Below are 26,765 nucleotides of genomic sequence, written 5' to 3' on the forward strand. Positions count from 1 at the left end.
ACAGTATGTAAAGGGGTGCGGGCACATGGGCCCCTTACTGTGGCCGGAACCGCCGGGTCATGCCGGAGCCGGCAGGTCCATCAGCTCCGCGATCGCGTCCTGGTGCGAACCGGCCGAACCGAGCGCGATCTGGTCGGACTTGGCCCGCTTGAGCGCCAGGTGCGCCGGGTGCTCCCAGGTCATTCCGATGCCGCCGTGGAGTTGGACACACTCCTCGGCCGCGTGCACGGCCACCTTGGAGCAGTAGGCCTGGGCGACGGCGACGGTCAGCGCGGTGTCGGGGCTCTCGGTGGCCAGCGCGTCGGCGGCGGCCCGGGCCGCCGCGCGGGCGTTCACGATCTCCAGCCAGAGCTGCGCCATGCGGTGCTTGAGCGCCTGGAAGGAGCCCACCGGGCGGTTGAACTGGTACCGCTCGCGGGTGTGCCGGACGGTCTCCTCCAGGCACCACTCCGCGAGGCCGAGCTGCTCGGAGGCGAGCAGTCCGGCGCCGGTGAGCAGTCCGCGCCGGACCGCCGCGCGGGACGGGCCGGCGTCCGCGAGGCGGGTACCGGAGGCGGAGCCGGAGGTGACCCGCGCGAGCGGCCGGGTCAGGTCGAGCGGGGTCTGCGGCTCGACGGCGGCGTCGGCCGCCGGGACGGCGTACAGCCCGTCGGGGCGTGGCACGAGGAGGACGTCGGCGAGGACGGCGTCGGCGACGCCGTTCGCGGTGCCGGTGACGATCTGCTCCCCGTCGGGGGCGGTGGACAGGGGCAGCGCGAGAACGGCGACCGTACGGCCGCTCGCCAGGCCCGACAGCAGCTCGGCGACGGGGGCGTTGCCGGTGTCCAGGGCCAGCAGGGTCTCGGTCGCGATCACCGCGCTGGTGAGGTACGGCGCCGGGGTCACCGCTCGCCCCAGCTCCTCCAGGACCACGGCCGCCTCGCGGTGGCTCGCGCCCTGGCCGCCCAGCTTCTCGGGGACGAGCAGTCCGGCCGCGCCGATGTCGCCCGCGAGGGCCTTCCACAGGCCGGGGACGTACGGATCGCCGCTCTCGACCCGGTCGAGCAGGGTCCGCGTCCCGGCCCGGGCGGCGAGCAGGGAGCGGACCGCGGACCGCAGGTCGTCTTCCGTGTCGGAGTAGAGGAGGTCAGTCATCGCGCGAGGTCCTTCCAGGCGACGTCCTTGTCGTTGCGCGGTTCGGCGGGCAGACCGAGGACGCGTTCGGCGACGATGTTGAGCAGGACCTCGGTCGTGCCGCCCTCGATCGAGTTGCCCTTGGAGCGCAGATAGCGGTAGCCGGCGTCCCGTCCGGTGAAGTCGACGAGGTCGGGGCGGCGCATGGTCCAGTCCCCGTACAACAGCCCCTCGTCGGCGAGGAGTTCGACCTCCAGGCCGCTGATGGCCTGGTTGAGGCGGGCGAAGCCCAGCTTCATCGCGCTGCCCTCGGGGCCGGGCTGGCCGGCGACGAGCTGCTGGCGCAGCCGCTCGCCGGTGAGCCTGGCCACCTCGGCGTCCACCCAGAGGTCGAGCAGTCGGCGGTGCAGGGCGTGGGTGCGCAGCTCGGGGCGTGCGCGCCAGGCCGCGGCGACCGGGCCGATCATGCCGCCCTCGCGGGGGATGCGGGCCCCGCCGATGGAGACGCGTTCGTTCATCAGGGTGGTCTGGGCGACCCGCCAGCCGTCGCCGACGTCACCGAGGCGGTGGGCGTCGGGGATGCGGACGTCGGTGAGGAAGACCTCGTTGAACTCCGCCTCGCCGGTGATCTGGCGCAGCGGCCGGACCTCCACGCCGGGGTCCGACATGTCGCAGACGAAGTAGGTGATCCCGCGGTGCTTGGGCAGGTCGGGGTCGGTGCGGGCGATGAGGATGGCCCAGCGCGCGACATGGGCGCTGGAGGTCCACACCTTCTGTCCGTTGACGACCCAGGTGTCGCCGTCCCGGACCGCCCGGGTGCCGAGCGCGGCGAGGTCGGAGCCGGCTCCCGGTTCGCTGAAGAGCTGGCACCACACCTCGTCGCCCACCCAGAGGGGCTTGAGGAAGCGCTGCTTGACCTCTTCGGAGCCGTAGGCGAGGAGGGTCGGCGCGGCCATGCCGAGGCCGATGCCGATCCGGCGCGGGTCGTTGTCGGGCGCTCCGGCGGCGGCGAGTTCGGCGTCGACCACGGCCTGGAGCGAGCGGGGCGCGTCGAGTCCGCCGAGGCCGACGGGGTAGTGCACCCAGGCCAGTCCGGCGTCGAAGCGGGCCCGGAGGAAGTCCTCGCGCGCGGTGGCGGCCGGCGGGTGCTCGGCGAGCAACCGCTTGGTGCGGTCGAGCAGTTCGGCGGCGTCCGTCATGCCGGGACTCCTTCCGGGAGGACGACGAGGCGGCCGGTGGTGACGCCTTCGGCGACCCGCTGCACGGCGTCCGCCGCGCCGGCGAACGGGACGCGCTCGCTGACCAGCGGCTTGATCAGGCCCTTGGCGGCGTACTGGGTGAGCGTCTCGTGGCAGCGCGGGATCGCGGCCGGGTCCTTGAGGTTGTACAGGCCCCAGTGCAGCCCGAGGATCGCGTAGTTCTTCACCAGGGCGTGGTTGAGGGCGGGCGAGGGGATGGAGCCGCTCGCGAAGCCGACGACGACGATCCGGCCCTCGAAGGCGACGAGCTTGGCGGACTGGGCGTAGGCGTCGCCGCCGACCGGGTCGTAGATCACGTCCGCGCCGCGGCCGCCGGTGGCCTCCTTGACGGCGGCGACGACGTCCTCGGAGCGGCGGTCGACGACGACGTCGCAGCCGAGCCCGCGGGCGACCTCGGCCTTGTCGGCGCCTCCGACGACACCGATGACCGTGGCTCCCGCGGCCTTGCCGAGCTGGACGGCCGCGCTGCCGACCCCGCCGGCGGCGGCGTGGACGAGCAGCGTCTCGCCCTCCTTCAGGGCGGCGCGGCGGTGCAGGCCGAACCAGCCCGTCTGGTAGCCGATGTGGAGCGCGGCGGCCTCGGCGTCGTCCAGCGCCTCGGGGGCCGGGAGTACGGCGGCGGCGTCCGCCACGGCGTACTCCGCGAGGCCGCCGTGGGGAAGGACGGGGGTGGCGATCACCCGGCGGCCGTCCTCGGTCTCGCCGCAGATCTCCACGCCCGGGGTGAAGGGCAGGGGCGGCCGCACCTGGTACTGCCCGCGGCAGAGCAGGGCGTCGGGGAAGTTGATGTTCGCGGCGCGGACCTTGAGGAGGAGCTGCCCCTCGCCCGGGGTGGGCAGGTCCACCTCGTCGCGCTGCATCACCTCGCCCGGTTCGCCGTTCTCGTGCACTCGCCATGCCTGCATGGAGCTCCTCCACCAGCCGTCGTCCGTACTGCCCGGTCGGTCGCATACTAAGCGGTCGCTTGTCGTGGAGGAACCGTCTGCCGGGACTTTCTCGCGGGTGTCCGCACGCCGGCGCGCGACCGCATGGGGTTCCTGGGGCGTTCCCGAGACCGGGCACGGTCGGCCAGGCGACCTCGGGGCGGGCGTAGTTGGTCAGGCGTTCTCGGGTCGGGCGCGGTTGGTCAGGCGTTCTTGGGGCGGGCGCGTACGTGCATCCGCTCGCCCTGCGGCCCGAACAGGCTCAGGAACTCCACCGGTCCGTCGTCGGCCGGTCCGAACCAGTGCGGCACGCGCGTGTCGAACTCGGCCGCCTCCCCCGTCCCCAGCACGACGTCGTGCTCGCCCAGGACGAGCCGCAGCCTGCCCGAGAGGACGTAGAGCCATTCGTACCCCTCGTGGACGCGCGGGTCGGGGTTCTCGTACGGCTTCTTCTGCACGACCTTGTACGCCTGCAGGCCGCCGGGCTGACGGGTGAGGGGGTACATCGTGCGGCCGTGGCGCTCGATGGGCTTGGCGCGCACCCGCGGATCGCCGACGGGCGGCGCGCCGACCAGCTCGTCGAGCGCCACCTGGTGAGCGCGGGCGATGGGCAGCAGCAGCTCCAGACTCGGCTTGCGCTGCCCCGACTCCAGCCGGGACAGCGTGCTCACGGAGATGCCGGTGGAGGCAGAGAGATCTCCCAAGGTGGCTCCGCGCTCGCGCCGGATGCGGCGCAGCCGCGGGCCGACCTCGTTCAGTACCTCGTCGATGCGTGCGTCCTCGTCGGTCATGAGTTCATTGCAGAAACGGCAAGAAGATTTGTCAAGCCCGTCGGGGCGGAGCCAAGGTCGTGGCATGAGCGAACACAGCAGCACCCTGGAGCAGCGGTACGACGTCGTGGTCGTCGGGGGCGGCGCGGCCGGGCTCAGCGCGGCCCTGGTCCTCGGCAGGTCGAGACGGCGGACCCTGGTCGTCGACGCCGGCGAGCCGCGCAACGCCCCGGCCGCCCACATGCACGGCTACCTCACCCGGGACGGGATGCCCCCGGCGGAGTTCCTGGAGGCGGGGCGGCGCGAGATCGCCGCGTACGGCGTGGAGTGGACGGCGGGCCGGGTGACGGAGGCGGTCCCGGACGGCGCCGACGGCTTCGTGGTGACCGTGGACGACGGCCGCACGGTCCACGCGCGCCGCCTGGTCGTGACCACGGGCCTGGTGGACGAGCTCCCCCCGGTCGAGGGGCTGGCGCGACGGTGGGGGAAGGACGTCCTCCACTGCCCGTACTGCCACGGCTGGGAGGTCCGCGACCAGGCGTTCGGGGTGCTCGCGCACCCGGTGATGGGCGCGCACCAGGCGCTGATGGTCTCCCAGTGGTCCGACGACGTGACGCTCTTCCTCCACACGGCCGCGCCGCTGTCCCCCGAGGACCGCGCGCGGGTGGCGGCGGCCGGCATCACGGTGGTGACAGGCGAGGTGGCCGGCCTGGTCGTCGAGGAGGACCGGCTGACCGGGGTACGCATGGCCGACGGGCGGGTGGTGGAGCGGGCGGTGCTCTTCGCCGGGACGCTCCTCTCGCCCCGGGACGGCCTGCTGACGGCGCTCGGCGCCGCGACCCAGGACACGCCGTTCGGCCCGTTCGTGACGGTGGACGCGACCGGGCGCACCAGCGTCCCGGGCGTCTGGGCGGCGGGCAACGCGGTCGGACCCGCCGAGCAGGTGATCAACGCGGCGAGCGGCGGATACCGCGCCGGTGCGGCGGTCAACGGGGAGCTGATCCTCACCGACCTGGACCGAAAGGCCGCCGCCCTGGACCGGGGGTGAGGCCGGGGGCCGGGAGTGAGGCCGGGGGCCGGGGGCGGCGGGGTACAGCGCCGGGCCGGGGGCCGGAACCGGGCCGGGTGCCCGGAATCCGGGTGGGCGCGGGCCTTCCGCGGCGCGAAGCCCCCGGCGGGGCTCGGGGACGTCCCGGTGGGCGCGGGGTTCCGTTCTCGGGGGTTCCGCGCTATCGATGCGGCATGACGGACGACACGACGGACCCGCCCGGACTCCCCGCCCCTCCCCCGCTCGGCGCGAGCGCGCTGCCGGCGGGGACGTACGACGGACGGATCGTCCTGGTGACCGGCGGTGGCTCGGGGCTGGGCAAGGCGATCGCCGCCGAGTTCGCCCGCCTCGGGGCGGAGCTGATGCTCCTCGGCCGGACCGCCGCCCGACTGGAGGCGGCCCGCGAGGAGCTGGGGTGCGCGGGCGGGCCCCGGGTGGCGGCCGCCGTCTGCGACATCCGCGATTCCGAGGCCGTCACGGCCGCCTTCGACGCCTGCGAGGCGGCGCTCGGCTCCCGGCCGCACGTCCTGGTGAACAACGCGGCCGCCAACTTCCCCGTACCGGCCGAGGAGTTGTCGCCGAACGGCTGGCGCGCCGTCGTCGACATCACACTGACCGGGACCTGGTTCACGACCCGGGAGTTCGCCCGCCGCCATCTCGCCGCCGGGACCCCGGGCTCCGTCGTCAACGTCGGCGCCTCGTACGCGTGGACCGGCGGCCCGGGCTTCGCCCACTCGGCGGCGGCCAAGGCCGGGGTGAAGAACCTGGTGGAGACGCTGGCGGTGGAGTGGGGCCCGTACGGCATCCAGGTCAACGGCCTGGTGCCGGGCCTGATGCCGCACGAGGAGATGACCGCCGACCTCCGCGGCGGCCTCGACCGGGCCGGTGATCCCGCCGGGCGGCAGCCGGCGCTGCGGGTCGGCCTGCCGCGCGAGCTGGGCTGGGCGGCCACCTTCCTCGCCTCCCCCTACGCCCGGTTCGTCAGCGGGCACACGCTCGTGGTCGACGGGGCCAACTGGCAGCGCAGGACCGTGGTCAACGCCCCGGTGGTCCCCGTGCGCGAACAACTGGGTCGGGGGCCGTTCGCGGGCTGACGCGGGCGGTTCGGCGGCCGGGGCGAGCGGTGGCAGTTCCGACCCCCGCGGAACCGGCCCGCCGCGCGCTGGGCCGTGCGGATGAAACCGGGGGCATCGGGGCTGCGGCACCCCTGCGGCGCGGCGAGGATCGGCTGTGGTGGCCGGACGACCTCCAGAAGCTGAAAGGCAGGGCACCCCCCATGCTCGGTACGGACTTCACCACGGGCTCCCCCATCTGGCTCGACCTGGGCAGCCCCGACACGGCGGCCGCCGCCGCCTTCTACTCCGGCGTCTTCGGCTGGGAGCACACCCCGGCCGGCCCCGACGGAGCCGACTACGGCTTCTTCCAGCTGGGCGGCAAGACGGTCGCGGCCCTCGGGGCGCTCACCGAGGAGGGGGCGGACTCCGCCTGGATCCTCTACTTCCTGACCCCCGACGCGGACGGTGCGGCGAAGACGACCCGGCAGCGCGGCGGACGGGTGCGCGCCGAGCCCTTCGACCTCCCGGACGGGGGACGGATCGCCCAGCTGACCGACCCGGGCGGCGCTGAGTTCGCCGTGCGGCAGGCGGCCGGGCTCGGAGGTCTGGAGAAGACCTCCGAGGACAACACCCTGTGCTGGGCCGAGCTGCACGCTCCCGACGCGGCGGCCGCCGTGGACTTCTACGGCGCGCTGTTCGGCTGGCGCTCGCAGGACATGGAGGCGCCGGGCATGACCTACCGCGTGCTGTCCACGGCCGAGGGCGACCAGCAGGACACCTCCTTCGGCGGGGTCGCCGCGCTCCAGGACGGCGGGGAGAAGGCCCGCTGGATCCCGTACTTCGCCGTGGCGGACGCGGACGAGACGGTCGCCCGGGCCCAGGGCAGCGGCGGATCGGTCCTGATGCCGGCGGCGGACGTGCCGGACGTGGGGCGGATCGCGTGGCTGGCGGACCCCTTCGGCGCCGCCTTCGCCGTCCTCAAGCCCGCACCCGGGATGTAGCCCCACGGGCCGACCCGCACCCCGGCCGCTTACGCCCGAACGGGACGCGGCCGGGGCCCTGCCCGCGCGGGAGAGCCGGGGAGGCCGGGTGGTCAGCGGCCTTCGAACCGCGGGGGCCTGCGCGCCGCCTTCGCCGCGTAGCCCTCGCGGGCGTCCTCGGAGGTGAGGGTGAGCGCCGAGGCGAGGGCCGCCCGGTCGAGGGCGGCCGCCAGGCCCTGGTCGGCGTAGGCGTCGATGTTCCGCTTGACGGCGCGGACGGCGAGGGGCGCGGCCGCGGCGATGACGGCGGCCGTCGCGCGTGCCGCCGCGTCCAGTTCACCGGGCGGTGTGACGCGCTGGACGAGGCCGAGGCGTTCGGCGGTGGCCGCGTCGAGGCGCGCGCCGGTGAGGGCGAGGTACTTCGCCCAGCCCGCGCCCGCCTCGCGGGCGATCCGCAGGTCCCCGCCGGCGTCGACGGCGACGCCGATGCCCGCCTCGGGGAGGGCGAAGACGGCGTCGTCGGCGGCGATGCGGACATCGGCCATCAGCGCCAGTTCGAAGCCGAAGCCGAGGCAGTAGCCCTGGACGGCGGCCACGACGGGCTGCGGGAGCCCGGCGAAGACCGCGAAACGCTCGTGGACCCAGCGGATGCCCTCGGCGTAGCGCTGGGTCCGCTCGGCGGCCGAGCGGCCCGTGATCGCGCCGCCGGGGGCGGTGACGTCGATCCCGGCGCAGAACGCCCGTCCTTCGGCCCGCAGCAGCACGACCCGTATCCGTTCGTCGAAGCGGATCCGGTCGGCCAGGATCCCGAGCTGCCGGCTCGCCTCCCAGCTCCAGCCGTTCAGCTTCTCGGGGCGGCACAGGGTCAGCACGCCGATCCCGTCCTCCCCGACGTGCAGCGAGAGCCGTTCCCCGCCCTCCGGGATCCGCGTGTCGAGCGTGTCGATCACCGTGCGCCTCCGCTCATTTGACGGAGCGTCAGGTTAGCGCGGGAAGACCTCGAACGCGACGGCCGGACGGCCGCCGAACCGGGCGGCGAAGCGCTCGTCGTTGCCGGCGAGGAAGCCGCGGACGTACGCCTCCGGGTCCTCGTCCGTCAGCCCCTCGATATAGGCGCGGTGGGCGAGCAGGGACCGGACGGCGCGTTCGCGGCCGGGGGTGGCGTCGACGGCGTGGGTCGGGGTGTCCGTACCGGCGACCGCGACCCAGCGGACGCCGTCCCAGGGCTCCAGGCCCTGCTCGACCAGCTCGGGGAAGACCCAGCGGTTGCCCGCGTCCCCGGCGGCGTCGAGCGTGGCCCGCCCGACCGCGACGTGGTCGGGGGTGTTCCACGCGCCGCCCACCGCCGGGCCCCAGGTGTCCCGGTGGTTGAGGGTGACGACCAGCTCGGGGCGGTGGCGGCGGACGGCGGCCGCGATGTCGCGGCGCAGACCGGGTCCGTACTCGATCACCCCGTCGCGGTGGTTCAGGAACTCCACCGTCGTCACGCCGACGACGGCCGCGCTGTCCCGCTGCTCCTGCTCGCGCAGCGGGCCGCAGACCCCGGGGGCGAGCGCGTCGATCCCGGCCTCGCCGCGGGTGGCGAGGACGTACGTGACCTCCTTGCCGGCGTCCGTCCACCCGGCGACCGCGGCGGCGCAGCCGTATTCGAGGTCGTCGGGGTGGGCGACGACGGCCAGGGCGCGCGTCCAGTCGTCCGGCATCTCTTCGAGCAGCGGGGCGTTGGTGTCGATCATGAGCGCAGGATAGAGGGGGCGGGGAGTCCGTGGGCGTGAGCGGACACGGCGCCGCCGGGCCCGGCCGGCCCGCCCCCGAACCGGGCGGCCTAGGCGGTCAGTGCTCGCCCCGCGCCAGGGCGAGGAGCCGGTCGAGGACGCGGGGGCCGCCCGCGCGCACGCCGTCGTGCTCGAACTCGTCGGTGACCCAGGTCCGCAGGCCCCGGACGGCGCGGGCGGTCTCCAGGGAGTGGGCCGTGTCCACGTACAGGTCGTCGTGGTAGACGGCCGCGGCGACGGGCACCTCGTTGGCCGCCAGCCGCGCCGGGTCGTAGAGGGGCGCCCAGTCGGCGCGCTCGGCGAGGAAGTGGGCGGTCTCGCACAGCGGGCGCAACGCCGGGTCGGTGTCGAAGTGCCAGGGGTGGACGGTCTCGCCGGTGAGCAGGAGCGGCCCGTCACCGGCGAGGGCCTTCTCGGCGTCGAAGGCGGGGAACTCGGCGCGGACCCGGTCGGCGGCCCAGGCGGTGGGGCCCTGGCCCTGGGCGTAGATCGCCTCGTGGAGCACGGCGTACAGCGGGTGCCCCGCGTACGAGAGGAGGCTCCGGACGGTCTCCAGGAAGCCGTCCGAAAGGGCGGGGCCTTCGGCGGTCGGGACGAACGCGTCCTCCAGGAGGAGGTGGAGCTGGTGGGTGCCCTCGCCGCCGCCGAGGAGGGTGCCGAGGGACTGGAAGGCGGCGGCGGTGAGCGGCCCGCCGTGGGGCAGGGCGACCGGGCGTTCGACGAGGTGGGCGGCGATCCGGCGGGCGCGCTCGACGTCCTGGGGGTAGCGGGCGTAGTGGGCCTCGCTCTTCCGCCGCATGCGGGGGAAGGCGGCGCGGTAGACGTCGTCGGCGGTGTGGTGCAGGGAGGGCAGGCCGCCGGTGATGAGGACGGCCGCCAGGCCCTCGGGGGCGGCCGAGAGGTAGTGGGTGGCGCAGAAGCCGCCGAAGCTCTGGCCGAGGACGGTCCAGGGAGCGCCGCCGGTGAGCCGTTTCCGGATCAGCTCGCAGTCCTTGACGATGGAGTCGGCGCGGAAGTGGGCGAGGTAGTCGGCCTGGCGGCTCGGGCCGCCGCGCAGGGGCAGGGTCTGGCGGTTGGCGGGGGTGGAGTGGCCGGTGCCGCGCTGGTCGAGGAGGAGGACGCGGAACTCCTGGACGGCCCGGCCGAGCCAGGCCTGCCGGCCGACGAAACGGCGGGCGCCGAAGCCCGGCCCGCCCTCCAGGTACACCAGCCAGGGGAGGTCCGCTCCGGCCTGGTCGCTCGCGACGGCCTCGCGGCCGTAGACCTCGATCCGCTCGCCCTCGGGATCGGCGTGGTCGAGCGGCACGCTGAAGCGGTGGTCGGTGAGGACGAGGCCGGGCTGGCGGTAACTGGTCAACGCTGCTCCTCTTCCGATGCGCCCCCGCCCGCCCAGTGGATCACAGGGCGTGGGGCGGGGGCGCGCCGAGGGGCGTCAGGGACGCCCCGTCAGAGGTCGGCGTCACGAGGTCGGCGTCACGAGGTCATGGGGCCGGCGCCATGGGTCGGTGTCAGGAGGCGGGTGTCAGGAGGTCGGGAAGTCGTCGGCGGTCCTGATTCGGTCCCGTATCCACTTCCCCGCGGGCTTGAGGGCGCTGGTGCCGGTCCACGGGCCGTTGTTCGCGCAGGTGCCGGTGCGGAAGACGGCGCCGCTGCGGTGGTCGTCGGAGAAGTTCCAGTTGACCCAGCTGATCTTCTTGGCGGCCATCAGGTCGAGGTAGCGCTGGCTCATGGCGAAGTCGTCGGCGCCTTCGCCGGCGTAGTTCTGGGTGCCGAACTCGGTGACGAAGACGGGCAGTTTGTCGGCGGCGCGGGAGAGCGTGTTCAGGTACTCGTCGCGGTGGGAGTACGCGTAGAAGTGGAAGGTGTACATGATGTTGGAGGCCCGCACCGGGTTGGTGACGACCTCGGACTCGTTCGCGCCCTCCGAGACGCCGAACGAGGACCACGCGCGCGTGCCGACAAGGACCGGGGCCTCGGCGTCCTTGGCGCGGATGACGGGGACGAGCTGCTCGGCGTAGCTCTTGATACGGGACCAGGCGACGCCGCTGGGCTCGTTGGCGATCTCGTACAGGAGGTTGGTCTTGGCGCCGTGGCGCTGCGCGATCTCGGTGAAGAAGGTCTTGGCGCGGGCGAGGTTGTGGTGGGGGTCGCCGGGGTCGAGCATGTGCCAGTCGACGATCACGTACATCCCGCGGGCCGTGGCCTGCTCGATGAGCGAGTGGGCGAGGTCGGTGTACTTCCGCGGGTCGGTCTCGTAGCCGCCCTCCTGGACGTAGGTGGAGACGCGCAGGACGTCGGCCTTCCAGTCCTTGGCGAGGGCGTCGAGCGAGCCGCCGGTGAGGCACTGGCCGTACCACTGCGTGCCGTGGCTGGACATGCCGCGCAGCTGGACGGGCTTGCCGTGGCGGTTGCAGAGCTTGGTGCCGCAGACCGTGAGCTGTCCGTTCACCACGGCCGGGTCGCCGGCGTCGGCCGCGGCCGACGCGGCGGCGGTGCGGGCCTGGGGCGGGGCGGGGGTGGCGGTCGCGGCCTGCGGCGCGGCGGCGAGGCCGAGGAGCAGGGCGGCGACGGCGGTGCCGGCGGCACCGAGGGAGCGCGGGCGGGGACGTGCCGATCGTGCCGATGTCATGGGGTCTCCACGGAACGATTGATTGGAAGGAAACTTTCCTAACGAAGGAATAGCAGTCCACCGGGCGGCCCCGCAAGGGTCATGACAACAGACGCTGTTCAGCGGGCTGTCCACCGGCGCCCGCCCGCCCCGCGCCGGCCCTCGCGGGCGGGCGGCCGGGGCCTCCGGACGGCCCCGGCCCCCGTGCGCGGTGGCCGCGCCCCTCCTAGCGTGGGTCCATGATCCGGTTCGAGCAGGTCGGCAAGGTGTACCCCGACGGCACCACGGCCGTCGACGACCTGTCGTTCGAGGTCGCCGAGGGCGAACTGGTCACCCTCGTCGGCCCGTCCGGCTGCGGCAAGACGACCACGATGATGATGGTCAACCGGCTCATCGAACCCACCTCCGGCCGCATCCTGGTGAACGGCGCCGACATCTCGGCCGTCGATCCGGTCACGCTGCGCCGGGGCATCGGCTTCGTCATCCAGCAGGTCGGGCTCTTCCCACACCGCACGGTCCTCGAGAACACCGCGACCGTCCCCGCGCTCCTCGGATGGAAGCGGGCCCGAGCCCGGGCCCGCGCGGCGGAACTCCTCGACCTCGTCGGTCTCGACCCGAAGACGTACGGCGGGCGGTACCCGGCTCAGCTCTCCGGCGGGCAGCGCCAGCGGGTCGGGGTGGCCCGGGCGCTCGCCGCCGACCCGCCGGTCCTGCTGATGGACGAACCGTTCGGCGCGGTGGACCCGGTGGTCCGCGAGCACCTGCAGAACGAGTTCCTGAGCCTCCAGGCCACCGTCCGCAAGACCGTCCTCCTGGTCACCCACGACATCGAGGAGGCCGTCCGGATGGGCGACCGGATCGCCGTCTACGGCCAGGGGCGCATGGAGCAGTTCGACACCCCGGCGGCCGTCCTCGGCGCACCCGCCACACCGTACGTCGCCACCTTCGTCGGCGCCGACCGCGGCCTGAAACGGCTCTCGGTCACCACGATCGAACCGGACGACCTCGAACAGCCCCCGATCGCCCGCCTGGACGAGGCTGCGTCCGCCGCGGCGGCGCGGCTGCGGCCGGAGGGGGCGCGCTGGGCGGTGGTCCTCGGGGCCGACGGGGAGCTGCACGGATGGGTGGCGGCCGACGCGCTGGCGCTCGCCGGCGAGGAGGGAACGGTCGGTGATCTGGCGCGCCGGATGGAGGCGTGGGTGCCGGTCGGCGCGCCGCTGAAGCAGGCCTTCAGCGAGATGCTCCAACACGACGCCGGCTGGGTCGCCGTCCTGGACGGCCCGCGCTTCCTCGGCGTCCTGACCCCGGCCAAGCTCCACGAGGCGCTGCGCCGCTCGGTCGACGCGGACGTCCGGGGCGTCGGGCGCGACGAGGTCGAGTTCGACTCCATCGCGGACGCATGAGGGGGCGGGACGGGCGGGCGGAGAGGTGGTGCGGGCGAGCGTGGGCTCGCCAGGTCCCGCGCGGCGCGCGTGAGGGCGCCGGAGCATGCGGGCGACGGCGGGTGAGCGGGCTCCGGCCGCGCGGAGGCGCGAGGGCGGGTGAGGTCCCGGCATCCACACGGACCCGGGCCGTCGCCCGTTGTCAGTCGCCGGCCGGGAGGAGGCCCTTCTCCCGGAGGTAGTTCCTCGCCACGTCCTCCGGGAGCCGCCGCCAGCTGTCCACCTCTTCGTTGAGGCGCGCCAGGTCGGCGGTGGTGAGGACCGTGTTGAGGCGGCCGAGGGCCCGGGTGACGCCCTCGCCGCCCGCCCGGGAGCGGTTGACGACCGGCACGATGAGGTCGGCGTTCTGCAGGTGCCGGTCGTCCTCCAGCAGGACGAGCCCGAAGTCGTCCAGGGTGGCGTCGGTGGTCGTCGTCAGGACCATCTGGTCCTGACCGCTCTGCACCGCCTGCTTGGCCTGGGTGGTGCCCACCCCCTTCGGGTCGACGGCCGTCACGTCGATCCCGTACGTCTCCCTCAGTCCGGGCGCGCAGTAGGGCCGCCGTACGCACTCGTCGCCCGCCGCGAGCCGTACGGGCACCTTCGCCGCCCCCAGGTCGCTGAGCGTCCTCAGCCGGTGCCGGGCGGCGAAGGCGGAGGTGACGGCGAAGGCGTTCTGGTCGACGGCCCGTCCGGGGTCGAGGACGGTCAGGCCGCGCGGGGCGGCGAGCCGGCGCAGGCCTGCCATGGTGGCGGCCGGGTCGGGCGAGCCGACGGGCGGTGCGTCGGGGCCGTTGACCTTGGCGTTGAGCCAGTCGGCGAACGTCGCCGCGTACTCCGGTACGACATCGATCTGGCCGCTCTCCAGGGCGGGTTCGTACAGCTCCCGGTTGGTGACGGAGAGGATCTCGGCGCTGTAGCCGGCGTCCTCCAGGAGCAGCGCGTACATCCGGGCGAGCAGATCGCTCTCGGTGAAGCCCGCCGAGCCGATGGTGAGGTGGCGGCTGTCGCCGGGCGGGGCGGTGAGGGCGCCCCGGTCCTCCAGGGAAGGTCCGGTGGCACAGCCGCCCAGGGCGGCCGTGAGGACCGTCAGGACGGCGAGGACGCCGGGCCTCCGGCGGCTCATCCGGCGCTCTCCCGCGCCCCCGCGGGGGCGAGCAGGCGCTGCGTCACCTCGAAGACGCCCTCCACGAGGAGCGCGAGGAGGGCGACGAGGACGGCCCCGGCGACGACCATCGGGGTGGAGGCGAGGTTGAAGCCGGCAGTGATGATGCGGCCGAGCCCGCCGCCGCCGGCGAGCGCCGCGACGGTCGCGGTGGCGACGAGCTGCACGGCGGCGATGCGCACGCCGGTGAGGACGAGGGGCAGCGCGAGCGGGAGTTCGACGCGGAAGAGCGTCTGGCTCCCCGTCATCCCCATCCCACGGGCGGCCCGGACCACGTCGGCGTCGACGCCGCGCATCCCGACGTACGCGTTGGTGAGCAGAGGGGGCACGGCGAACAGCACCAGGGCGATGATCGTGGGCCACCAGCCGTATCCGCCGATCGGGCTGAGCAGCAGGAGGACCAGGACGGCGAAGGTGGGCACCGCCCGGCCGACGTTGGACAGGTTGACGGCGAGAGCCCCGCCCTTGCCGAGGTGGCCGAGGACCAGGGCGACCGGCAGGGCGATCACGCAGCTGATCGCGAGGCAGACCACGGTGAGGAGGACGTGTTCGACGAGGCGGCGGTCGACACCGTTCTCGCCGGACCAGTTGGCGGCGTCGGTGAGCCAGTCCCAGGTGGCGGCGAGGGTGTTCACGCGGCCCGCCCCCGGCCCGGCGCGGTCCACGGGGTGAGGAGCCGTTGCAGGCCCAGGAGCAGCAGATCGGCGACGACCGCGATGATCACGCACAGGACGGAGGCGGTGAGGACCTGCGCCTTGAAGTAGGTGTTCATCCCGGAGTAGATGAGATTGCCCAGACCGCCGTATCCGACGATCGCGCCGATCGTGACCAGGGAGACGGCGGAGACGGTCGCGATCCGTAGCCCCGCCATGGCGGCGGGCAGCGCGAGCGGCAGCTCGACGGCGAGCAGCAGGCGCACGGGGCCGTACCCCATGCCGCGGGCGGCCTGGCGGGTGTCCTCGGGGACCGCGCGGAGCCCGGCGAGGATGTTCCGTACGAGCAGGGTGAGGGAGTAGAGGACGAGCCCGGCGACGACGAGGGAGGCGCTCAGCCCGTAGAGCGGCAGGAGCAGCGAGAACATGGCGAGCGACGGGATCGTGTAGAGGATCGTGGTCACGCCGAGCACGGGCCCCGCGGTCCAGCGCCAGCGGCGCGCGGCGACGGCGAGGGGCACGGCCAGCAGCACGGCGAGGGCGAGGGAGACCGAGGCCAGCTGCAGGTGCTGGAGGACGGCGTCGGTGAGGATCTCCCGCCGCGAGGAGAGATAGGCGCCGCAGATCCACTCGTTGCGCGCGAGGCAGTCGTCGGGGGGCGCGGTCATCACCCCATTCCAGGCCGGGCCCCACGCGGACGCACGCGGGACCGGGCCGTTCGGGGGCCGCCGCCGCGCCACGGCATCGCGGGCCGTGGCGTCGCGGGCGGTGGCGTCACGGGGAGTGGCCTGGTGGGCCGTGGTGGCGCGGGCGGAGTGGCCTGGTGGGCGGTGGCGTCGCGGGCGGTGGCTCAGGCCGGGTGGGGGACGAGGAGGAAGCCGCTGCGGGGGCGGGTGGGCACGCGGCGGAGGGGGATCCGCAGGTCCTGCCACGGGACGGCGTAGTCGAGCCGGGCCAGTTCGGTGGAGAGCGCGGCGAGGACGGCGACGGTGATGTCCTCGCCCGGGCACCGGTGGCCGTTCTTGGCGTCTCCCCCGCCCTGCGGGATCAACTCGTCGCGGTGCGGCGGCCGGCTCAGGAAGCGCTCGGGGTCGAAGCGGTAGGGGTCCTCGAAGAGGTCGGGGTCGTGGTTCTGGCCGTAGACGTCGAGCAGGACGAGGGTGCCGGCGCGGATGTCCGTGCCGTCCAGCCGGAGGTCGGTGGTGGCCAGGCCGCCGACGAAGGGCGCGAAGGGGTAGAAGCGCCGCACCTCGTGGGCGAAGGGTTCGGCGTACGTCTCGGTGTACGGCTCCGCGTACGAGCCGTCGTCCTCGCGCAGCAGGTAGCGCTGGTCGGGCCACCGGTGCATCGCGTGCGCGGCGAAGGTGACGAACCAGGCGATGGCGACGGTGGGGCGGACGATGTTGAGCAGCTCGACGGCCGCGGTGTGCGGGTCCAGGATCGTGCCGTCCGCGTCGTGGTGGCGCACGACCGCGTCGAACGGCGTCCCCGGGGCGAGGGTGGCACCGGCCCGGGTCTCCTCCACCAGGTCCGCCAGGACCGCCTCCTGCCGGGCGCGGGCGCGCCTGGCCTTGAGGTGGCGCGGCCCCGGGGCGGCGAAGCCGTCGACCATGGCGACGCAGTCCTCGGCCATCCGCAGGATCTGCTCGTCGGTCAGCGGCAGCCCGGTCCAGGCGCAGACGGCGCGGGCAAGGACGAGGGCGGCCTCGTCGAAGAGGACGACCTCGCGGCCGTGCGGCGGGGCGAAGACGCGCTGCCACTCCGCACGGACCATGTCGACGAGTTCGGCGACGGCGGCGGGGCCGGTCAGCTCGGTCATGAACAGCGCCTTGCGCACCCGGTGGTCCTCGCCGTCCAGGGTGTGGACGGCGCCGCGTCCGAAGAGGGTGTCCAGGACGGGCCCGGGCAGGGCGTCGTGGCGCCGGATGTGTTCCTCGTCGTAGAAGAAGCGCACGGCGTCGGGCCCGTGCAGCGCGATGACGGGCTGTCCGAGGAGCCGGGTCCGCACGGGTGCTCCGCCGGTGCGGCGACGCCTGTCGGGCAGCCAGGCGTACCCCTTGAGGAGCAGGGCGGCGGTGCTGTCGAGTGTCATGGGGGCCATGGGGCCCGGGTGCCCTTTCCACGGCGGTGGACACGCGTACGAGGCGCCGATCCACCCGAAGGCCGGGCCGCTTTCACCCGTTCGCCGGTCGGTCGGGCCGCGACGGCCGCGACCTGGAGGGGAGACGGCACGCCACGGGCGCCCCTGAGCGGTAGCCACTTTTTTGTGGGTACTTGGCGGCGGGAGGCGGGCGGGGGAATCTGGTGGTGCGCGGCCGCGGTCCGAGAACCGAATGATCCAGGCGGGACAGGAGAGGTGAGATGCGTCAGGAGCCCGGGCGCGCCGGCACGGAGTGCTCCGCGGCGAGCATGTCCAGTCGGCGGTGGCCCCAGTGCGCGAGGGGGGCCAGCGCCTCGGAGAGGTCGCGGCCGAACTCCGTCAAGGAGTACTCGGTCTTCAGCGGCATCACATCGTGCACCTCGCGGTGGACGAGGCCGTCGGCCTCCAGCTCCCGCAGCGCCTGAGTCAGCACCTTCTCGGTCAAGCCCGGCAGCAGACGGCGCAGTTCGCCCGGCCGACGCGGGCCGGATTCGAGCATCCAGAGCAGATAGGTCTTCCATTTGCCGTCGATCACCGCGATCGCGGCCGTCACCCCACACACGTTCGGGTCCTGCGCCCGGCTCCGCATCGTCGCCCCCATCCCCTTCGTCCGCAATTTTCCACTCGTACACAGGAGTTGCATCATGTCCGCGCATACTGAGCGCACCCCCCAGTCTGCCGTCACCGTGATCGGTCTCGGGCCGATGGGCCGAGCCCTCGCGGGCGCCTTCGTGGACGCCGGGCTGACCACCACGGTGTGGAATCGCACCCCGGGGCGAGACCGGGAGTTGGTCGCACGCGGCGCGGTGAGCGCCGCATCGGCCGAAGAGGCCGTCCTGGCGAGCGAGTTGACGGTCGTCTGCGTGGTCAACTATGACGCCTCGGACGCCGTACTGCGACGCCCTGAGGTCACCGCCGCGCTGAAGGGCCGAACGGTCGTCAACCTGTCCGCCGACACTCCCGGCCGCGCCCGGGACGCCGGGGCGTGGGCGGGCGAGCACGGCGTCCGGTACCTGGACGGCGCGATCATGACGCCGACCACGACCATCGGCACGCCGCACGGCGTCTTCCTCCACAGCGGCCCGAAGGAGCTCTACGCCGAGCACAAGCCGGTGCTCGACACGCTCGGCGGCAGCCACACCCACCTCGGCGAGGACATCGGCCGGGCGGCCGCGTACGACATCGCGCTGCTCGACATCTGGTGGACCGCGATGACCGGTTACATGCACGCCTTGGCCCTCGCTCGGGCCGAGGGCATCAGCGCGCGGGAGCTGGCCCCGTTCGCCAAGGGCATCGGCGAGATCCTGCCACCCGCGTTCGAGGAGGCGGCGCGGGACGTGGACGCCGGCAGGTACGCGGCCACGGTCAACCCGCTCACCTCGGCGGCGTCGACGATGGCCCACATCGTGCACACCTCGGAGGCCCACGGCATCGACGCGAGCGTGATCCGCGCGGCGGAGGGCCTGACCCGCCGCGCCATCGGCCTCGGCCACGGCGGCGACGAACTCGCCCGCCTCGCGGAACTCCTGGGGCGCCGCGGCTGAGGCCCCGCGCCCGTCGCCCCCCGGACCGAGGCGCCGCGGGCGCCGTGCCGCGAGGCGTTCCGCGTTCCGGAAACGCCTTAGCCCGGGTACTCCTCACGCAGGTCGTCGGCAGGGGGAGCCGGTTCCTCTCGCAGGGCCCGTTCGCTGCGTCCCTTGAGCTGTTCGCCCTGGTCGCGCAGGCGGGCGGCCTCCGCGGGGTCCGTGCTCCGGCGGGCCTGCTGGAGCAGGTTCTCGGCCTTGTCGCGCTCGTAGCCGGCGCGCGCGTGGGCGCCTTCGCCCTCGCGCGTGTCGGGGTCGTGCGCGCTGTCGTCACGTCCGGTCACGTCGCACCTCCTCGTCCGGCGGCTTCCCCCGCCGTTCGGGGGAGAAACCGGCGGACCGGGGCCCGGGATGTTTCCCTCCCGCGACGACCGGCAACGCGCGGGGCATGGCGAACTTCGGATACACGATGATGACCGAGCAGGCCGGCCCCCGTGACCTGGTGGAACACGTGGTGCGGGCCGAGGAGGCGGGGTTCGACTTCTCCGTGACCTCGGACCACTACTTCCCGTGGCTGGAGAGCCAGGGTCACGCACCGTATGCCTGGAGCGTGCTCGGGGCGGCCGCGCAGGCCACCTCGCGGATCCCGCTCATGACGTACGTGACGTGCCCGACGGTCCGGTACCACCCGGCGGTCGTGGCGCAGAAGGCCGCGACGATGCAGCTGCTGAGCGAGGGGCGCTTCCGGCTGGGCCTGGGCTCGGGCGAGAACCTCAACGAGCACGTGGTGGGCGGGGGCTGGCCCGCGGCCCATGTCCGCCTGGAGATGCTGGAGGAGGCCCTCGGCATCATCCGGTCGCTCTTCGAGGGCGGCAACGTGAACCACCACGGCACACACTTCGACGTGGAGAACGCCCGACTGTGGGACCTGCCCGACGAGCCACCGCCGATCGGCGTCGCGGTCTCGGGCGGGCGCTCCTGCGAGATCGCCGGGCGGCTCGCCGACCTCGTGATCGCCGTCGAGCCGAAGAGCGAGCTGCTCGACGCCTACGACCGGCACGGCGGCGCGGGCAAGCCCCGGATCGGCCAGCTGCCGGTCTGCTTCGACACCGACCGGGACGCGGCGATCAAGCGCGCCCACGACCAGTTCCGCTGGTTCGGCGGCGGCTGGAAGGTGAACTCCGAGCTGCCCGGACCCGAGGGTTTCGCGGGCGCCACGCAGTTCGTCCGGCCCGAGGACGTCGCCGAGTCGATCCCCTGCGGACCGGACGTCGACGCCTTCGTGGAGGCGGTCCGGCCGTACGCCGACGCCGGTTTCACCGACATCGCCCTTGTCCAGATCGGCGGCGAGCACCAGGAGCCGTACATCGAGTGGGCGGAACGGGAACTGCTGCCGGCGCTGCGCTCCGCCTTCTGAGGGCCGGGCCCGCGGGTCCCGGAGCAGGTCGAACAAGCTCGGGGCCTACGGGTCGGGTACTCGCAAGCTCAGGGCGTCAGCCGGCCTGCCCCGCCTCCGCCGCCTCGCGTGCGATCCGGTCGAACTGCGCGCCCATCGCCTCGGAGAGGGCCATGGCCGCCGAGAGGGGCCGGACCATGACGACGAAGTCGTCGATCCGGCCCTCCTCGTCCATGTGCAGGAAGTCGCAGCCGTTGATCTCCTTGTCGCCGACCTTCGCCGTGAAGACGAGAGCGTGGTCCCGGCCGTCGTCGCCGGTGATCTCGCGGACGTAGCGGAAGTCGGTGAAGACGCGGCTCACCCCGCGGATGATCGCCGCGGTGATCGCCTTGCCCCGGTACGGCTTGAACGCGACCGGGCTGGTGAAGACGACCTCCTCCGCGAGGAGCGCCTCGACGGCGGCGTGGTCGTCGGCTTCGACGGCCTTGCGGAAAGGATGCACGCGGACCCACCCCATAAGCAACTAGTTGAATAGGTGCGTAGGAGAGTAGCAGCCCGTCCCCGCCCCCGGCGGGGATCCGCCGAGGCGACCTCGTGCGGCCTCAGCTGTCGCCTCAGTCCTCCTGGAGGACGGAGAGGACGTTCCCCGCGGGGTCGGTGAACCACGCGATGGTGGGACCCTGTCCCCGCACGACGCCCTTCTCGTCCGCGTCGAACTGCGGGTACTTCTCGAAGGTCACCCCGCGACGGGTGAGCTCCTCGACGGTCGCGTCGACGTCGTCGACGGGGAAGTTGAGGATCGTGAAGCTCGCCGGGGCGTGGTCGTCCTTCGGGTACACCAGCACCTTGGCGCCGCTGCCGAGGCTGAGGGTGAGCATCCGCATGTCCCCCTCGCCGCTCTCCTCGACGGGGAGGCCGAGCGTGTCGGCGTAGAAACGCCGGGCGGCGCCGAGATCGTTGACCGAGAAACCGCTGAACGCGGCCGACTGTCCGAGCATGGGGGTCGTCCTTCCGGGGTGGGGCGGTGTTCCGCTCCCCCCAGGGCACACCACGGGCCCGGCCACCCGGACGCGCGCCACGCGGAGGCGTCCGGATGGTCGCGCCACATCACCCGACCAGCACCGCCTTCCCGCCCGGCGGCCGGGGCGCGCTCAGGGCGCGAGGGGCAGCTTGCGCTTGTGGTCGGTGAGTTCGTAGCGGCGGACGATCGAGGCGAACGCGGCCTCGCCGACCGGCTTGCCCTCCAGGAAGTCGTCGATGTCGTCGTACGTCACGCCCAGCGCGTCCTCGTCGGGCTTGCCCGGGTCGAGGGTCTCCAGGTCGGCCGTCGGAACCTTCCACACCAGCTCGGAAGGGGCGCCGAGGAGCTCCGCAACGGTGCGGACCCGGCGCTTGGTCAGGCCCGTCAGCGGGACGACGTCGGCGGCGCCGTCGCCGTACTTGGTGAAGAAGCCGGAGACCGCCTCGGCGGCGTGGTCGGTGCCGACGACCAGGCCGTCGTGGGCGCCCGCGACGGCGTACTGCACGATCATCCGCTGCCGGGCCTTGATGTTGCCCTGCACGAAGTCCTGGTGGCGGTCGTCCCGGAACACCGCTCCCCCGGCGGCGCACGCCTCCAGCGCGGCGTCGCTCGCCGGCTTGATGTCCACGGTGAGGACCTGGTCGGGGGCGATGAAGCCGAGCGCGAGCTGGGCGTCCTTCTCGTCGGCCTGCACGCCGTACGGCAGCCGCATGGCGTAGAAGGTCGCGTCGTGACCGGCGGCCCTCGCCCGTTCCACGGCCAGCTGGCAGAGCCGGCCCGCGGTGGTGGAGTCCACACCGCCGCTGATCCCGAGCACGAGGCAGCGCAACCCCGTGGAGGTGAGGCGCTCGGCGAGGAAGGCCACCCGGCGCTCGATCTCGGCGCTTGGGTCGAACGTCTCGGAAACCTCCAGTTCCCGGGCGATCTGCTGCTGCAGGGCGATGGACGCCGGGTCGGTCACGGGGTGCTCCTCGGGGTGGGTCACGGTCACGGCGGGGCCCGGGCGACGGGGGCCAGGACCAGGGTCGACTCTAGGCGATGGCCGCCCGGCCGCCTGGGGCGGCAGGGGATGCCCGCCCGCCCTCGTCCCGCCCGTACCCATGGCCTCCGCCACCATGCGCGAACCCTTGACGCCCCCGTCCGGGGCGGATGACTTCCCGCCTCCTTCCGACTGAGCGGACGCGCCCCGGCCGCGGCCGTCGCGACCGGCTGCCCTCGGGCTCCTCCCGGCGGCGTCCGTGACCTCCGCGCCGCACCGGCGAAGATCTCGGCCGCCGAGGTATTCCGGACGCCGTGGTCGCGGGCGAGGGCGGCGATGGAGCGACCTTCCAGGTAGGCGATTCGTACGTCACCGGTCTTCGCGGCCGTCACGGCGGGGCGGCGCCCGCCACGGGGTGTGGCTGTCCTCCTCCGAAGGAGGGGAGGCTCCCTACTACTGTTTCCGGTCATGCGCATGAAAATGATCGCGGCTGGATGGGCCCTCGGCCTGCTGCTCACTGGTTGCGGGGGCGGCGCGGACGACGATGCCGCGCAGACGCCCGCCTTTGCCGAACTACCCCAGAGGATCGTCGATCCGATACCGGAGCCCACGGGCGATCCTGACCCGTCGCCGCCGGCCGGGGCCGCATTTCATGAAGTCGTTGCCTCCGGCCTGCGGGAGAAGGTCCTCGACATGGCCAACACAGCCGGGGCGACGACAGCCCGCTGCCCTGCATCCCTCAAGCTGAAGGACCGTGCTCAGGCGGTGTGCGTCAGCACGTACGAGGGCTTGAAGATCGAGTGGGACATCCTCGTGTACACGAAGCGGGACGCGCCGAAGGACCTGAAATGGGGCGCTGAACCCCGCATGGCCGTCCTCACGCGGGACGGTGCAGCCAACGCCGTCTACGGGTACTACGTGCCCGACCTCGTGCGCTGCAACAACATTCCCAAGGCCGTTCTCGTCCCCATCGAGCGGAAGACGCAGTACACCTGCCAGACCGTGACGGACGGCAAGGCAGGCGCCCCCATGCCGGCGAAAGTCACCTTGGGCGGTCCGTGGTTCACCTGCCGGGCAAGGGAAGGGGTGCACTCCTGCATGGGCTGACTGGGTCAAGGGCTTGAGACTGGTAAGCCCGCATGTTGAGGTGTCGCGTGTCCTCCGGCGGTTTCCAGTTTGGTCAGCCTGAATGATCGGTGGTGGGCGCGTAGGGCGGGATCGTCCAGCGCATCGTTGTCTGGCCCTTGGGGCCAGACTGAAGAGTCACGGGATAGACCTGTCCGAAGGTACGTTCGCCGCGATGTCTCATCGAGTGGTCGCCGCTGTCCCAGTTGATCCCCAGGACGGGGCAGTCAGCAACCTCGATGGCGCCGATCCGAAGTGGGTGGGTCCAACTCGCGCGGTTGAAGCGGTGGAAGTCGGTGTGCTCGTCGACTGCAACCGTGACGCCCAGGCCCTGTTCGTCACCTTCCCAGTTGTTGAGGGCTTCGCCGAGTTTCTTGGCGTCATCGAGCGGGAGATCGAGCCGCCCCCGCACGTGACTGCCGTGTCGCAAGATCAGATCTCCGCCGAACTGACGATGGGCGGCCTGCGCATACGCTCCCCAGTAGGCGACATCGGCAAGGCCGTCGGTTGATGGGTGGCCATCCCCCGCCCAGGAGTCCAGGGCAAGCGCGTCGCCGAGCACCATGCCGCAACGGTCGACCGGTAGCTCGCCAAGGGTGATCGGCTCGTCCCCTGCGGTGCCGGCCCATGGGAGACCGAGATCGATCTCAAGGACCGCGATGGTCGGTCCTCCGTCGAAGGGCGACGCCGCCGTACTGGCCCGCACCATCAACGGCCTGCAATCGCCGGCGCGAACTGCGGCCATCTCACACATCCAGTCGTGGACGTGTCCGCCGCCGATCGATGCCGCGGCGCTTGCGCGCTCGGACAGCGGTCGGCCCAGTTGCGGCCAGTAGTCGATCCACGACGCCATCCCCAACACGAGGACTCCCGACGGCGCCGTCACGACTCCGAGGTCAATGTCAGTCTCAGCCATCCGGCGATTGAACCTTCCGTCTAGCGCGAAGCCAACACCGGGCTTTTTCCAGCCCAACCGCTCCTCGCAGGATGAACACGCGCCACATAGCCTGCCTTTGCGGGCCTATGCAAAGGGTCCGAGGTTTCCTTCCAGGACAGTCTGGATGATCTGGGGCCGGTCCCAGAGAGCCAGAATCTCGTTGGCGATGGCCACGATGGGCAGGGGGTCGTCGTCGTAGTACGCCGTGATGGACGCAGCCGACAAGCTCCGGGGGACGGCGCCGGCATCCAGAAGGACACGCCAATCCTGCGGGCCGAGTTCCAGGAATTCCAGGCTGGTGAGCTCGGCGATCTCCAGCGGGTCGGCGAGCGTACCGGTGTACGCGGCGAGGGTGCGCAGGCGGGGCAACCCGATCACCGGAGCGAGGCTGAACGGGGCGCCGTCCCACACCCCGATCGAGAGGACTTCCAGGCCGGGGTGGGCGGCTTCCCGGACGCTCTTGATGCTCGCGTGGTTGACGTGGGCCACGAGCGGTGGCTCCTCGCTGCTGTGCCGGCGCTCGTGCGTCTCCCGGTCCAGGACCCAGTCGGTGAGCGAGTCGGCCAGCAATGCGGCGCCGACGCTCTCCTCGTGGCTGAGGAGGATGATCTGCCCGGTGTGTCCACGCGGGCCGGGTGTCAGGTCGACCGCCAGTTGGTCTCCTCCGCCGTTCTCACCGAATACGATCCACCCGGGTGATCCGACGACGCCTTGTACCGCTGCGTCGGGCCGGGTGACGACCGCCTCCTTGGCCGCGAACTCCCAGCGGCAGCGGCGGGTCGAGGCTTCGGCGGCGTACAGGTCGGCCACGGAGGAGAGTTCGCAGCGCACCGCTTCAAAAACACCCTCTGCCGCCGCGTAGTCGTCGCCCCAGTCCTCCCAGCGCGCCCGGGTCACCCGGTAGAGCACCTTGAGTTCCTCGGGCAGGCAGACTCCCAGGCGTGCTTCGGCGGCGATGATCTCCTCCTCCGTCGCGCCGATGGCGTCGGGTAGCCGTTCCCGCAGCGTCCGCTCCAGCAACTCCGGGTCCGCTGAGGAGGCCGGCCTCGCTTCGTGCGTCGGATCGGGGAGGCGGCGCCAGGGCTCGGGAAGAGAGTCTTCGACCAGGATGAGTGCGCCGGGATGAGGATTTCCGATCCCAGGTTCCACCGCCGGGCTGGGGCCGAGCAAGCGAAGCACGGTCGCCCCGGTCGGCTCGATCCTTGCCGAGAAGGAGACGTCGTCGAGATCAACCTCAGTCATCGCGGTCCGCACCCGCTCTACCGCGTCGAGCTCGTCCTGTATGTCCTCGGTCTGGAGAGCTCGGCCGGGCGGTGGTGCCCGGTGCGGGAGGGGCAGACTCCAACCGCTTCGCCCGATGCGACCCGCCACGCTTATGGACTCGGCACCGGCCTTGCCCGCCTTGGCGGCCCGCAGGAGCTCCAGTACGGGCTGCCAGGTCGCGAAGTCACCTATCGGTTGCCCAGAGAGATTATGCGTAGCCATGCGCAGACCGTACGCGGGGCGGCTGACACCCGGCGGGTTAGCCTCCATCGCCTCTGGCCCCGGACGGTCCCGGGGCCAGAGGGCTAGGCGGATCAGCCGGAAACGACTCGGGGAACCGAGCCGAGGACGCTCAGCGGCGATACTCATAGCGCAAGAGCCGGGAACGGGCCTCCCTCTTGGTGGTGCCCAGGGCCTCGGCGACCTGTGGCCAGGACACCTCCGCACCGCGGGCCGCGGATACGCCGCCGGCGACCCGATCGCGGCGGCCATCGCCTCCAGTCGGCCTGCGGCCTTCACCGGCGGCGAGCGGGGCGTCGTCGACCAACTGCTCCAGGCTCTGCCGCAGCTGGTCGAGGAAGCCGGTCACCTCCGCCGGCAGCGGCACGGACCGGGCCTCCACGTCGCGACCACTGCGCGTCTGCGGAACGAGCGAGAGCTACCCGCACGTGCGAAATGCCGGAGACATCGACCGATCTGTGCTGGCACCCGGGGAGCCAGAGTCAGTCAATCCCGGTGGCCCCAAGGGCCGCATTTTTGGCCGCCTCCACGCGCCGCCTCCGGGATACGCCAGAGACCTGCCTTCTGCTGGCAGCAGAACACCGGCCTGAGCGGGCCCGGCGATCACTACCGTCCAGGCTCATGACGACGGTGACAACGCGCACGATGGAATACGCGGCCGACGGTCTGACGATGATCGGGCACCTCGCACTCCCGGCCGGTGTCGGCCGCCGGCCCGCGGTGCTGCTCGGACCGGAGGGTATGGGGCTCAGCGACGTCGAGCGCCGCCGGGCCGATGCCCTCGCCGAGCTGGGATATGTAGCGCTGGCCTTCGACCTCCACGGCGGGCGCTATCTGGGTGACCCCGAGGAGATGCTGGCCCGGTGCATGCCGCTGCTCGGCGACCCCGACCGGATGCGGGGCATCGGCCGTGCGGCGCTCGACGTGTTGCACGCCGAACCGCGGACCGACCCGGACCGGATCGCCGCCGTCGGCTACGGCACCGGGGGCGCTATCGCGCTGGAACTCGGGCGCGGCGGCGTCGACCTGCGTGCGATCGGGACAGTCAACGGCCTGGCCACGGGCCGACCGGGCGAGACGGCGCGCATTCGCTGCCCGGTGTGGGCCGGGGTCGGGTCGGAAGATCCGATCATGCCGCCCGCGCAACGGGACGCGTTCACCGCCGAGATGCAGGCCGCAGGCGTCGACTGGCGGCTCGTGGTCTACGGCGGCGCCTTGCACGCCTTCCACCACCCGCCGGTCGACCACCCCGTGGTCCCCGGCGTCGGCTACCACCCACGGCACGCGCAGCGAGCCTGGCACGACATCGTCGACCTGCTCGCCGAGTGCCTGCCCGTGACGGAGGATCTGGAGGGATGACCCGGGCAAGCA

General features: G+C 73.0%; 28 protein-coding genes. 8 read left to right on the plus strand and 20 right to left on the minus strand.

The genetic code is table 11. From position 1 onward, the window contains the following. Positions 1 to 57: 57 nt before the first annotated feature. From ACZ6RC_RS23560 to ACZ6RC_RS23575, 4 genes are all read right to left on the minus strand, one after another. A complete protein-coding gene (locus ACZ6RC_RS23560; RefSeq protein ID WP_469586468.1) occupies positions 58 to 1,134 on the minus strand; it encodes an acyl-CoA dehydrogenase family protein in 1,077 nt (358 codons plus the stop codon). Then, entirely contained in the window at positions 1,131 to 2,312 is a 1,182-nt protein-coding gene (locus ACZ6RC_RS23565; protein WP_391133778.1) for an acyl-CoA dehydrogenase family protein, read from the minus strand. The genes ACZ6RC_RS23560 and ACZ6RC_RS23565 overlap by 4 nt, the downstream gene beginning before the upstream one ends. Then, complete coding sequence (locus ACZ6RC_RS23570; protein ID WP_391133781.1) at positions 2,309 to 3,277, minus strand: NADPH:quinone oxidoreductase family protein; 969 nt, start codon at positions 3,275 to 3,277, stop codon at positions 2,309 to 2,311. Before ACZ6RC_RS23570 ends, ACZ6RC_RS23565 begins: the two co-directional genes overlap by 4 nt. Before the next feature lie 221 nt (positions 3,278 to 3,498). Beyond that, the gene (locus ACZ6RC_RS23575; RefSeq protein ID WP_391133784.1) at positions 3,499 to 4,086 is read right to left on the minus strand and encodes a helix-turn-helix domain-containing protein; all 588 of its coding nucleotides are present in this window, start codon (positions 4,084 to 4,086) and stop codon (positions 3,499 to 3,501) included. 64 nt (positions 4,087 to 4,150) lie between these two features. Between ACZ6RC_RS23575 and ACZ6RC_RS23580 the strand changes: the two genes are divergently transcribed. The 3 genes from ACZ6RC_RS23580 to ACZ6RC_RS23590 all read left to right on the plus strand — a co-directional run bounded on the left by ACZ6RC_RS23580 (position 4,151) and on the right by ACZ6RC_RS23590 (position 7,169). Further along, positions 4,151 to 5,113: an NAD(P)/FAD-dependent oxidoreductase gene (locus ACZ6RC_RS23580; protein WP_469586473.1), complete on the plus strand. Its 963-nt coding sequence runs from the start codon at positions 4,151 to 4,153 to the stop codon at positions 5,111 to 5,113. A gap of 194 nt (positions 5,114 to 5,307) precedes the next feature. Then, entirely contained in the window at positions 5,308 to 6,207 is a 900-nt protein-coding gene (locus ACZ6RC_RS23585; RefSeq protein ID WP_469586476.1) for an SDR family oxidoreductase, read from the plus strand. Positions 6,208 to 6,389: 182 nt separating this feature from the next. Then, complete coding sequence (locus tag ACZ6RC_RS23590; RefSeq protein WP_391133793.1) at positions 6,390 to 7,169, plus strand: VOC family protein; 780 nt, start codon at positions 6,390 to 6,392, stop codon at positions 7,167 to 7,169. 92 nt (positions 7,170 to 7,261) lie between these two features. Here ACZ6RC_RS23590 and ACZ6RC_RS23595 read toward each other — a convergent pair whose 3' ends face one another. The 4 genes from ACZ6RC_RS23595 to ACZ6RC_RS23610 form a co-directional block, all read right to left on the minus strand. Then, on the minus strand, positions 7,262 to 8,098 hold the full coding sequence (locus tag ACZ6RC_RS23595) for an enoyl-CoA hydratase/isomerase family protein (RefSeq protein ID WP_391133796.1): 837 nt from the start codon (positions 8,096 to 8,098) through the stop codon (positions 7,262 to 7,264). A gap of 33 nt (positions 8,099 to 8,131) precedes the next feature. After that, positions 8,132 to 8,884, minus strand: a complete 753-nt coding sequence (locus tag ACZ6RC_RS23600; RefSeq protein WP_469586481.1) for a PIG-L deacetylase family protein — start codon at positions 8,882 to 8,884, stop codon at positions 8,132 to 8,134. 97 nt (positions 8,885 to 8,981) lie between these two features. Beyond that, positions 8,982 to 10,280 carry an alpha/beta fold hydrolase gene (locus ACZ6RC_RS23605; RefSeq protein WP_469586483.1) on the minus strand — a complete coding sequence of 433 codons (1,299 nt, stop codon included), beginning with the start codon at positions 10,278 to 10,280 and terminating at the stop codon, positions 8,982 to 8,984. Between the two features lie 165 nt (positions 10,281 to 10,445). After that, on the minus strand, positions 10,446 to 11,552 hold the full coding sequence (locus ACZ6RC_RS23610) for a glycoside hydrolase family 5 protein (protein WP_469586486.1): 1,107 nt from the start codon (positions 11,550 to 11,552) through the stop codon (positions 10,446 to 10,448). 218 nt (positions 11,553 to 11,770) lie between these two features. On the opposite strand from ACZ6RC_RS23610, the gene ACZ6RC_RS23615 reads away from it, so the two are divergent. After that, entirely contained in the window at positions 11,771 to 12,934 is a 1,164-nt protein-coding gene (locus ACZ6RC_RS23615) for an ABC transporter ATP-binding protein (RefSeq protein ID WP_469586489.1), read from the plus strand. Positions 12,935 to 13,115: 181 nt separating this feature from the next. Here ACZ6RC_RS23615 and ACZ6RC_RS23620 read toward each other — a convergent pair whose 3' ends face one another. The 5 genes from ACZ6RC_RS23620 to ACZ6RC_RS23640 all read right to left on the minus strand — a co-directional run bounded on the left by ACZ6RC_RS23620 (position 13,116) and on the right by ACZ6RC_RS23640 (position 17,499). Next, a complete protein-coding gene (locus ACZ6RC_RS23620) occupies positions 13,116 to 14,078 on the minus strand; it encodes an ABC transporter substrate-binding protein (protein WP_469586493.1) in 963 nt (320 codons plus the stop codon). Next, positions 14,075 to 14,752, minus strand: a complete 678-nt coding sequence (locus ACZ6RC_RS23625) for an ABC transporter permease (RefSeq protein ID WP_391133814.1) — start codon at positions 14,750 to 14,752, stop codon at positions 14,075 to 14,077. Before ACZ6RC_RS23625 ends, ACZ6RC_RS23620 begins: the two co-directional genes overlap by 4 nt. Continuing rightward, positions 14,749 to 15,438 carry an ABC transporter permease gene (locus ACZ6RC_RS23630; RefSeq protein WP_453610566.1) on the minus strand — a complete coding sequence of 230 codons (690 nt, stop codon included), beginning with the start codon at positions 15,436 to 15,438 and terminating at the stop codon, positions 14,749 to 14,751. Before ACZ6RC_RS23630 ends, ACZ6RC_RS23625 begins: the two co-directional genes overlap by 4 nt. 182 nt (positions 15,439 to 15,620) lie before the next feature. Further along, a complete protein-coding gene (locus tag ACZ6RC_RS23635) occupies positions 15,621 to 16,871 on the minus strand; it encodes a cytochrome P450 (protein ID WP_469586498.1) in 1,251 nt (416 codons plus the stop codon). A 265-nt stretch (positions 16,872 to 17,136) separates the two neighbouring features. Beyond that, entirely contained in the window at positions 17,137 to 17,499 is a 363-nt protein-coding gene (locus tag ACZ6RC_RS23640; RefSeq protein WP_469586770.1) for a winged helix-turn-helix transcriptional regulator, read from the minus strand. Positions 17,500 to 17,554: 55 nt separating this feature from the next. Between ACZ6RC_RS23640 and ACZ6RC_RS23645 the strand changes: the two genes are divergently transcribed. Continuing rightward, entirely contained in the window at positions 17,555 to 18,454 is a 900-nt protein-coding gene (locus tag ACZ6RC_RS23645; RefSeq protein WP_469586502.1) for an NAD(P)-dependent oxidoreductase, read from the plus strand. A gap of 77 nt (positions 18,455 to 18,531) precedes the next feature. Here the strand turns inward: ACZ6RC_RS23645 and ACZ6RC_RS23650 are convergent, their stop codons facing one another. Beyond that, complete coding sequence (locus ACZ6RC_RS23650) at positions 18,532 to 18,777, minus strand: DUF6381 family protein (protein WP_469586505.1); 246 nt, start codon at positions 18,775 to 18,777, stop codon at positions 18,532 to 18,534. A gap of 104 nt (positions 18,778 to 18,881) precedes the next feature. Here ACZ6RC_RS23650 and ACZ6RC_RS23655 point away from each other — a divergent pair, with 104 nt between their 5' ends. Further along, positions 18,882 to 19,850, plus strand: a complete 969-nt coding sequence (locus ACZ6RC_RS23655) for an LLM class F420-dependent oxidoreductase (protein WP_453610571.1) — start codon at positions 18,882 to 18,884, stop codon at positions 19,848 to 19,850. Positions 19,851 to 19,926: 76 nt separating this feature from the next. On the opposite strand, the gene ACZ6RC_RS23660 is transcribed toward ACZ6RC_RS23655, so the two are convergent. The 3 genes from ACZ6RC_RS23660 to nadE form a co-directional block, all read right to left on the minus strand. Continuing rightward, complete coding sequence (locus ACZ6RC_RS23660) at positions 19,927 to 20,331, minus strand: nuclear transport factor 2 family protein (protein ID WP_453610573.1); 405 nt, start codon at positions 20,329 to 20,331, stop codon at positions 19,927 to 19,929. Positions 20,332 to 20,443: 112 nt separating this feature from the next. Beyond that, the gene (locus tag ACZ6RC_RS23665; RefSeq protein ID WP_391133836.1) at positions 20,444 to 20,827 is read right to left on the minus strand and encodes a VOC family protein; all 384 of its coding nucleotides are present in this window, start codon (positions 20,825 to 20,827) and stop codon (positions 20,444 to 20,446) included. Positions 20,828 to 20,980: 153 nt separating this feature from the next. After that, positions 20,981 to 21,811, minus strand: coding sequence for an ammonia-dependent NAD(+) synthetase (nadE, locus tag ACZ6RC_RS23670; RefSeq protein ID WP_453610577.1), 831 nt, complete (start codon positions 21,809 to 21,811; stop codon positions 20,981 to 20,983). Positions 21,812 to 22,297: 486 nt separating this feature from the next. Here nadE and ACZ6RC_RS23675 point away from each other — a divergent pair, with 486 nt between their 5' ends. Then, positions 22,298 to 22,936, plus strand: coding sequence for a hypothetical protein (locus ACZ6RC_RS23675; protein ID WP_469586512.1), 639 nt, complete (start codon positions 22,298 to 22,300; stop codon positions 22,934 to 22,936). Positions 22,937 to 23,009: 73 nt separating this feature from the next. Here the strand turns inward: ACZ6RC_RS23675 and ACZ6RC_RS23680 are convergent, their stop codons facing one another. From ACZ6RC_RS23680 to ACZ6RC_RS23690, 3 genes are all read right to left on the minus strand, one after another. Then, positions 23,010 to 23,870, minus strand: a complete 861-nt coding sequence (locus ACZ6RC_RS23680) for a hypothetical protein (protein ID WP_469586515.1) — start codon at positions 23,868 to 23,870, stop codon at positions 23,010 to 23,012. A 105-nt stretch (positions 23,871 to 23,975) separates the two neighbouring features. Next, positions 23,976 to 25,376, minus strand: coding sequence for an SMI1/KNR4 family protein (locus tag ACZ6RC_RS23685; RefSeq protein WP_469586518.1), 1,401 nt, complete (start codon positions 25,374 to 25,376; stop codon positions 23,976 to 23,978). A gap of 130 nt (positions 25,377 to 25,506) precedes the next feature. Further along, positions 25,507 to 25,761, minus strand: a complete 255-nt coding sequence (locus ACZ6RC_RS23690) for a hypothetical protein (RefSeq protein WP_469586521.1) — start codon at positions 25,759 to 25,761, stop codon at positions 25,507 to 25,509. Between the two features lie 254 nt (positions 25,762 to 26,015). On the opposite strand from ACZ6RC_RS23690, the gene ACZ6RC_RS23695 reads away from it, so the two are divergent. Continuing rightward, positions 26,016 to 26,753, plus strand: coding sequence for a dienelactone hydrolase family protein (locus tag ACZ6RC_RS23695; RefSeq protein WP_469586523.1), 738 nt, complete (start codon positions 26,016 to 26,018; stop codon positions 26,751 to 26,753). Positions 26,754 to 26,765: the final 12 nt, after the last annotated feature.

Source organism: Streptomyces sp. NPDC048353, from assembly GCF_055587165.1.

Coding starts and splice junctions, on each gene's coding strand:
- ACZ6RC_RS23645 (WP_469586502.1), top strand. CDS start 17,555: ATGTCCGCGCATACTGAGCGCACCCCCCAGTCTGCCGTCACCGTGATC.
- ACZ6RC_RS23640 (WP_469586770.1), bottom strand. CDS start 17,499: ATGCGGAGCCGGGCGCAGGACCCGAACGTGTGTGGGGTGACGGCCGCG.
- ACZ6RC_RS23695 (WP_469586523.1), top strand. CDS start 26,016: ATGACGACGGTGACAACGCGCACGATGGAATACGCGGCCGACGGTCTG.
- ACZ6RC_RS23585 (WP_469586476.1), top strand. CDS start 5,308: ATGACGGACGACACGACGGACCCGCCCGGACTCCCCGCCCCTCCCCCG.
- ACZ6RC_RS23680 (WP_469586515.1), bottom strand. CDS start 23,870: ATGGCTGAGACTGACATTGACCTCGGAGTCGTGACGGCGCCGTCGGGA.
- ACZ6RC_RS23580 (WP_469586473.1), top strand. CDS start 4,151: ATGAGCGAACACAGCAGCACCCTGGAGCAGCGGTACGACGTCGTGGTC.
- ACZ6RC_RS23590 (WP_391133793.1), top strand. CDS start 6,390: ATGCTCGGTACGGACTTCACCACGGGCTCCCCCATCTGGCTCGACCTG.
- ACZ6RC_RS23615 (WP_469586489.1), top strand. CDS start 11,771: ATGATCCGGTTCGAGCAGGTCGGCAAGGTGTACCCCGACGGCACCACG.
- ACZ6RC_RS23560 (WP_469586468.1), bottom strand. CDS start 1,134: ATGACTGACCTCCTCTACTCCGACACGGAAGACGACCTGCGGTCCGCG.
- ACZ6RC_RS23675 (WP_469586512.1), top strand. CDS start 22,298: ATGCGCATGAAAATGATCGCGGCTGGATGGGCCCTCGGCCTGCTGCTC.
- ACZ6RC_RS23575 (WP_391133784.1), bottom strand. CDS start 4,086: ATGACCGACGAGGACGCACGCATCGACGAGGTACTGAACGAGGTCGGC.
- ACZ6RC_RS23620 (WP_469586493.1), bottom strand. CDS start 14,078: ATGAGCCGCCGGAGGCCCGGCGTCCTCGCCGTCCTGACGGTCCTCACG.
- ACZ6RC_RS23570 (WP_391133781.1), bottom strand. CDS start 3,277: ATGCAGGCATGGCGAGTGCACGAGAACGGCGAACCGGGCGAGGTGATG.
- ACZ6RC_RS23655 (WP_453610571.1), top strand. CDS start 18,882: ATGGCGAACTTCGGATACACGATGATGACCGAGCAGGCCGGCCCCCGT.
- ACZ6RC_RS23610 (WP_469586486.1), bottom strand. CDS start 11,552: ATGACATCGGCACGATCGGCACGTCCCCGCCCGCGCTCCCTCGGTGCC.
- ACZ6RC_RS23685 (WP_469586518.1), bottom strand. CDS start 25,376: ATGGCTACGCATAATCTCTCTGGGCAACCGATAGGTGACTTCGCGACC.
- ACZ6RC_RS23635 (WP_469586498.1), bottom strand. CDS start 16,871: ATGGCCCCCATGACACTCGACAGCACCGCCGCCCTGCTCCTCAAGGGG.
- ACZ6RC_RS23600 (WP_469586481.1), bottom strand. CDS start 8,884: ATGATCGACACCAACGCCCCGCTGCTCGAAGAGATGCCGGACGACTGG.
- ACZ6RC_RS23630 (WP_453610566.1), bottom strand. CDS start 15,438: ATGACCGCGCCCCCCGACGACTGCCTCGCGCGCAACGAGTGGATCTGC.
- ACZ6RC_RS23665 (WP_391133836.1), bottom strand. CDS start 20,827: ATGCTCGGACAGTCGGCCGCGTTCAGCGGTTTCTCGGTCAACGATCTC.
- ACZ6RC_RS23565 (WP_391133778.1), bottom strand. CDS start 2,312: ATGACGGACGCCGCCGAACTGCTCGACCGCACCAAGCGGTTGCTCGCC.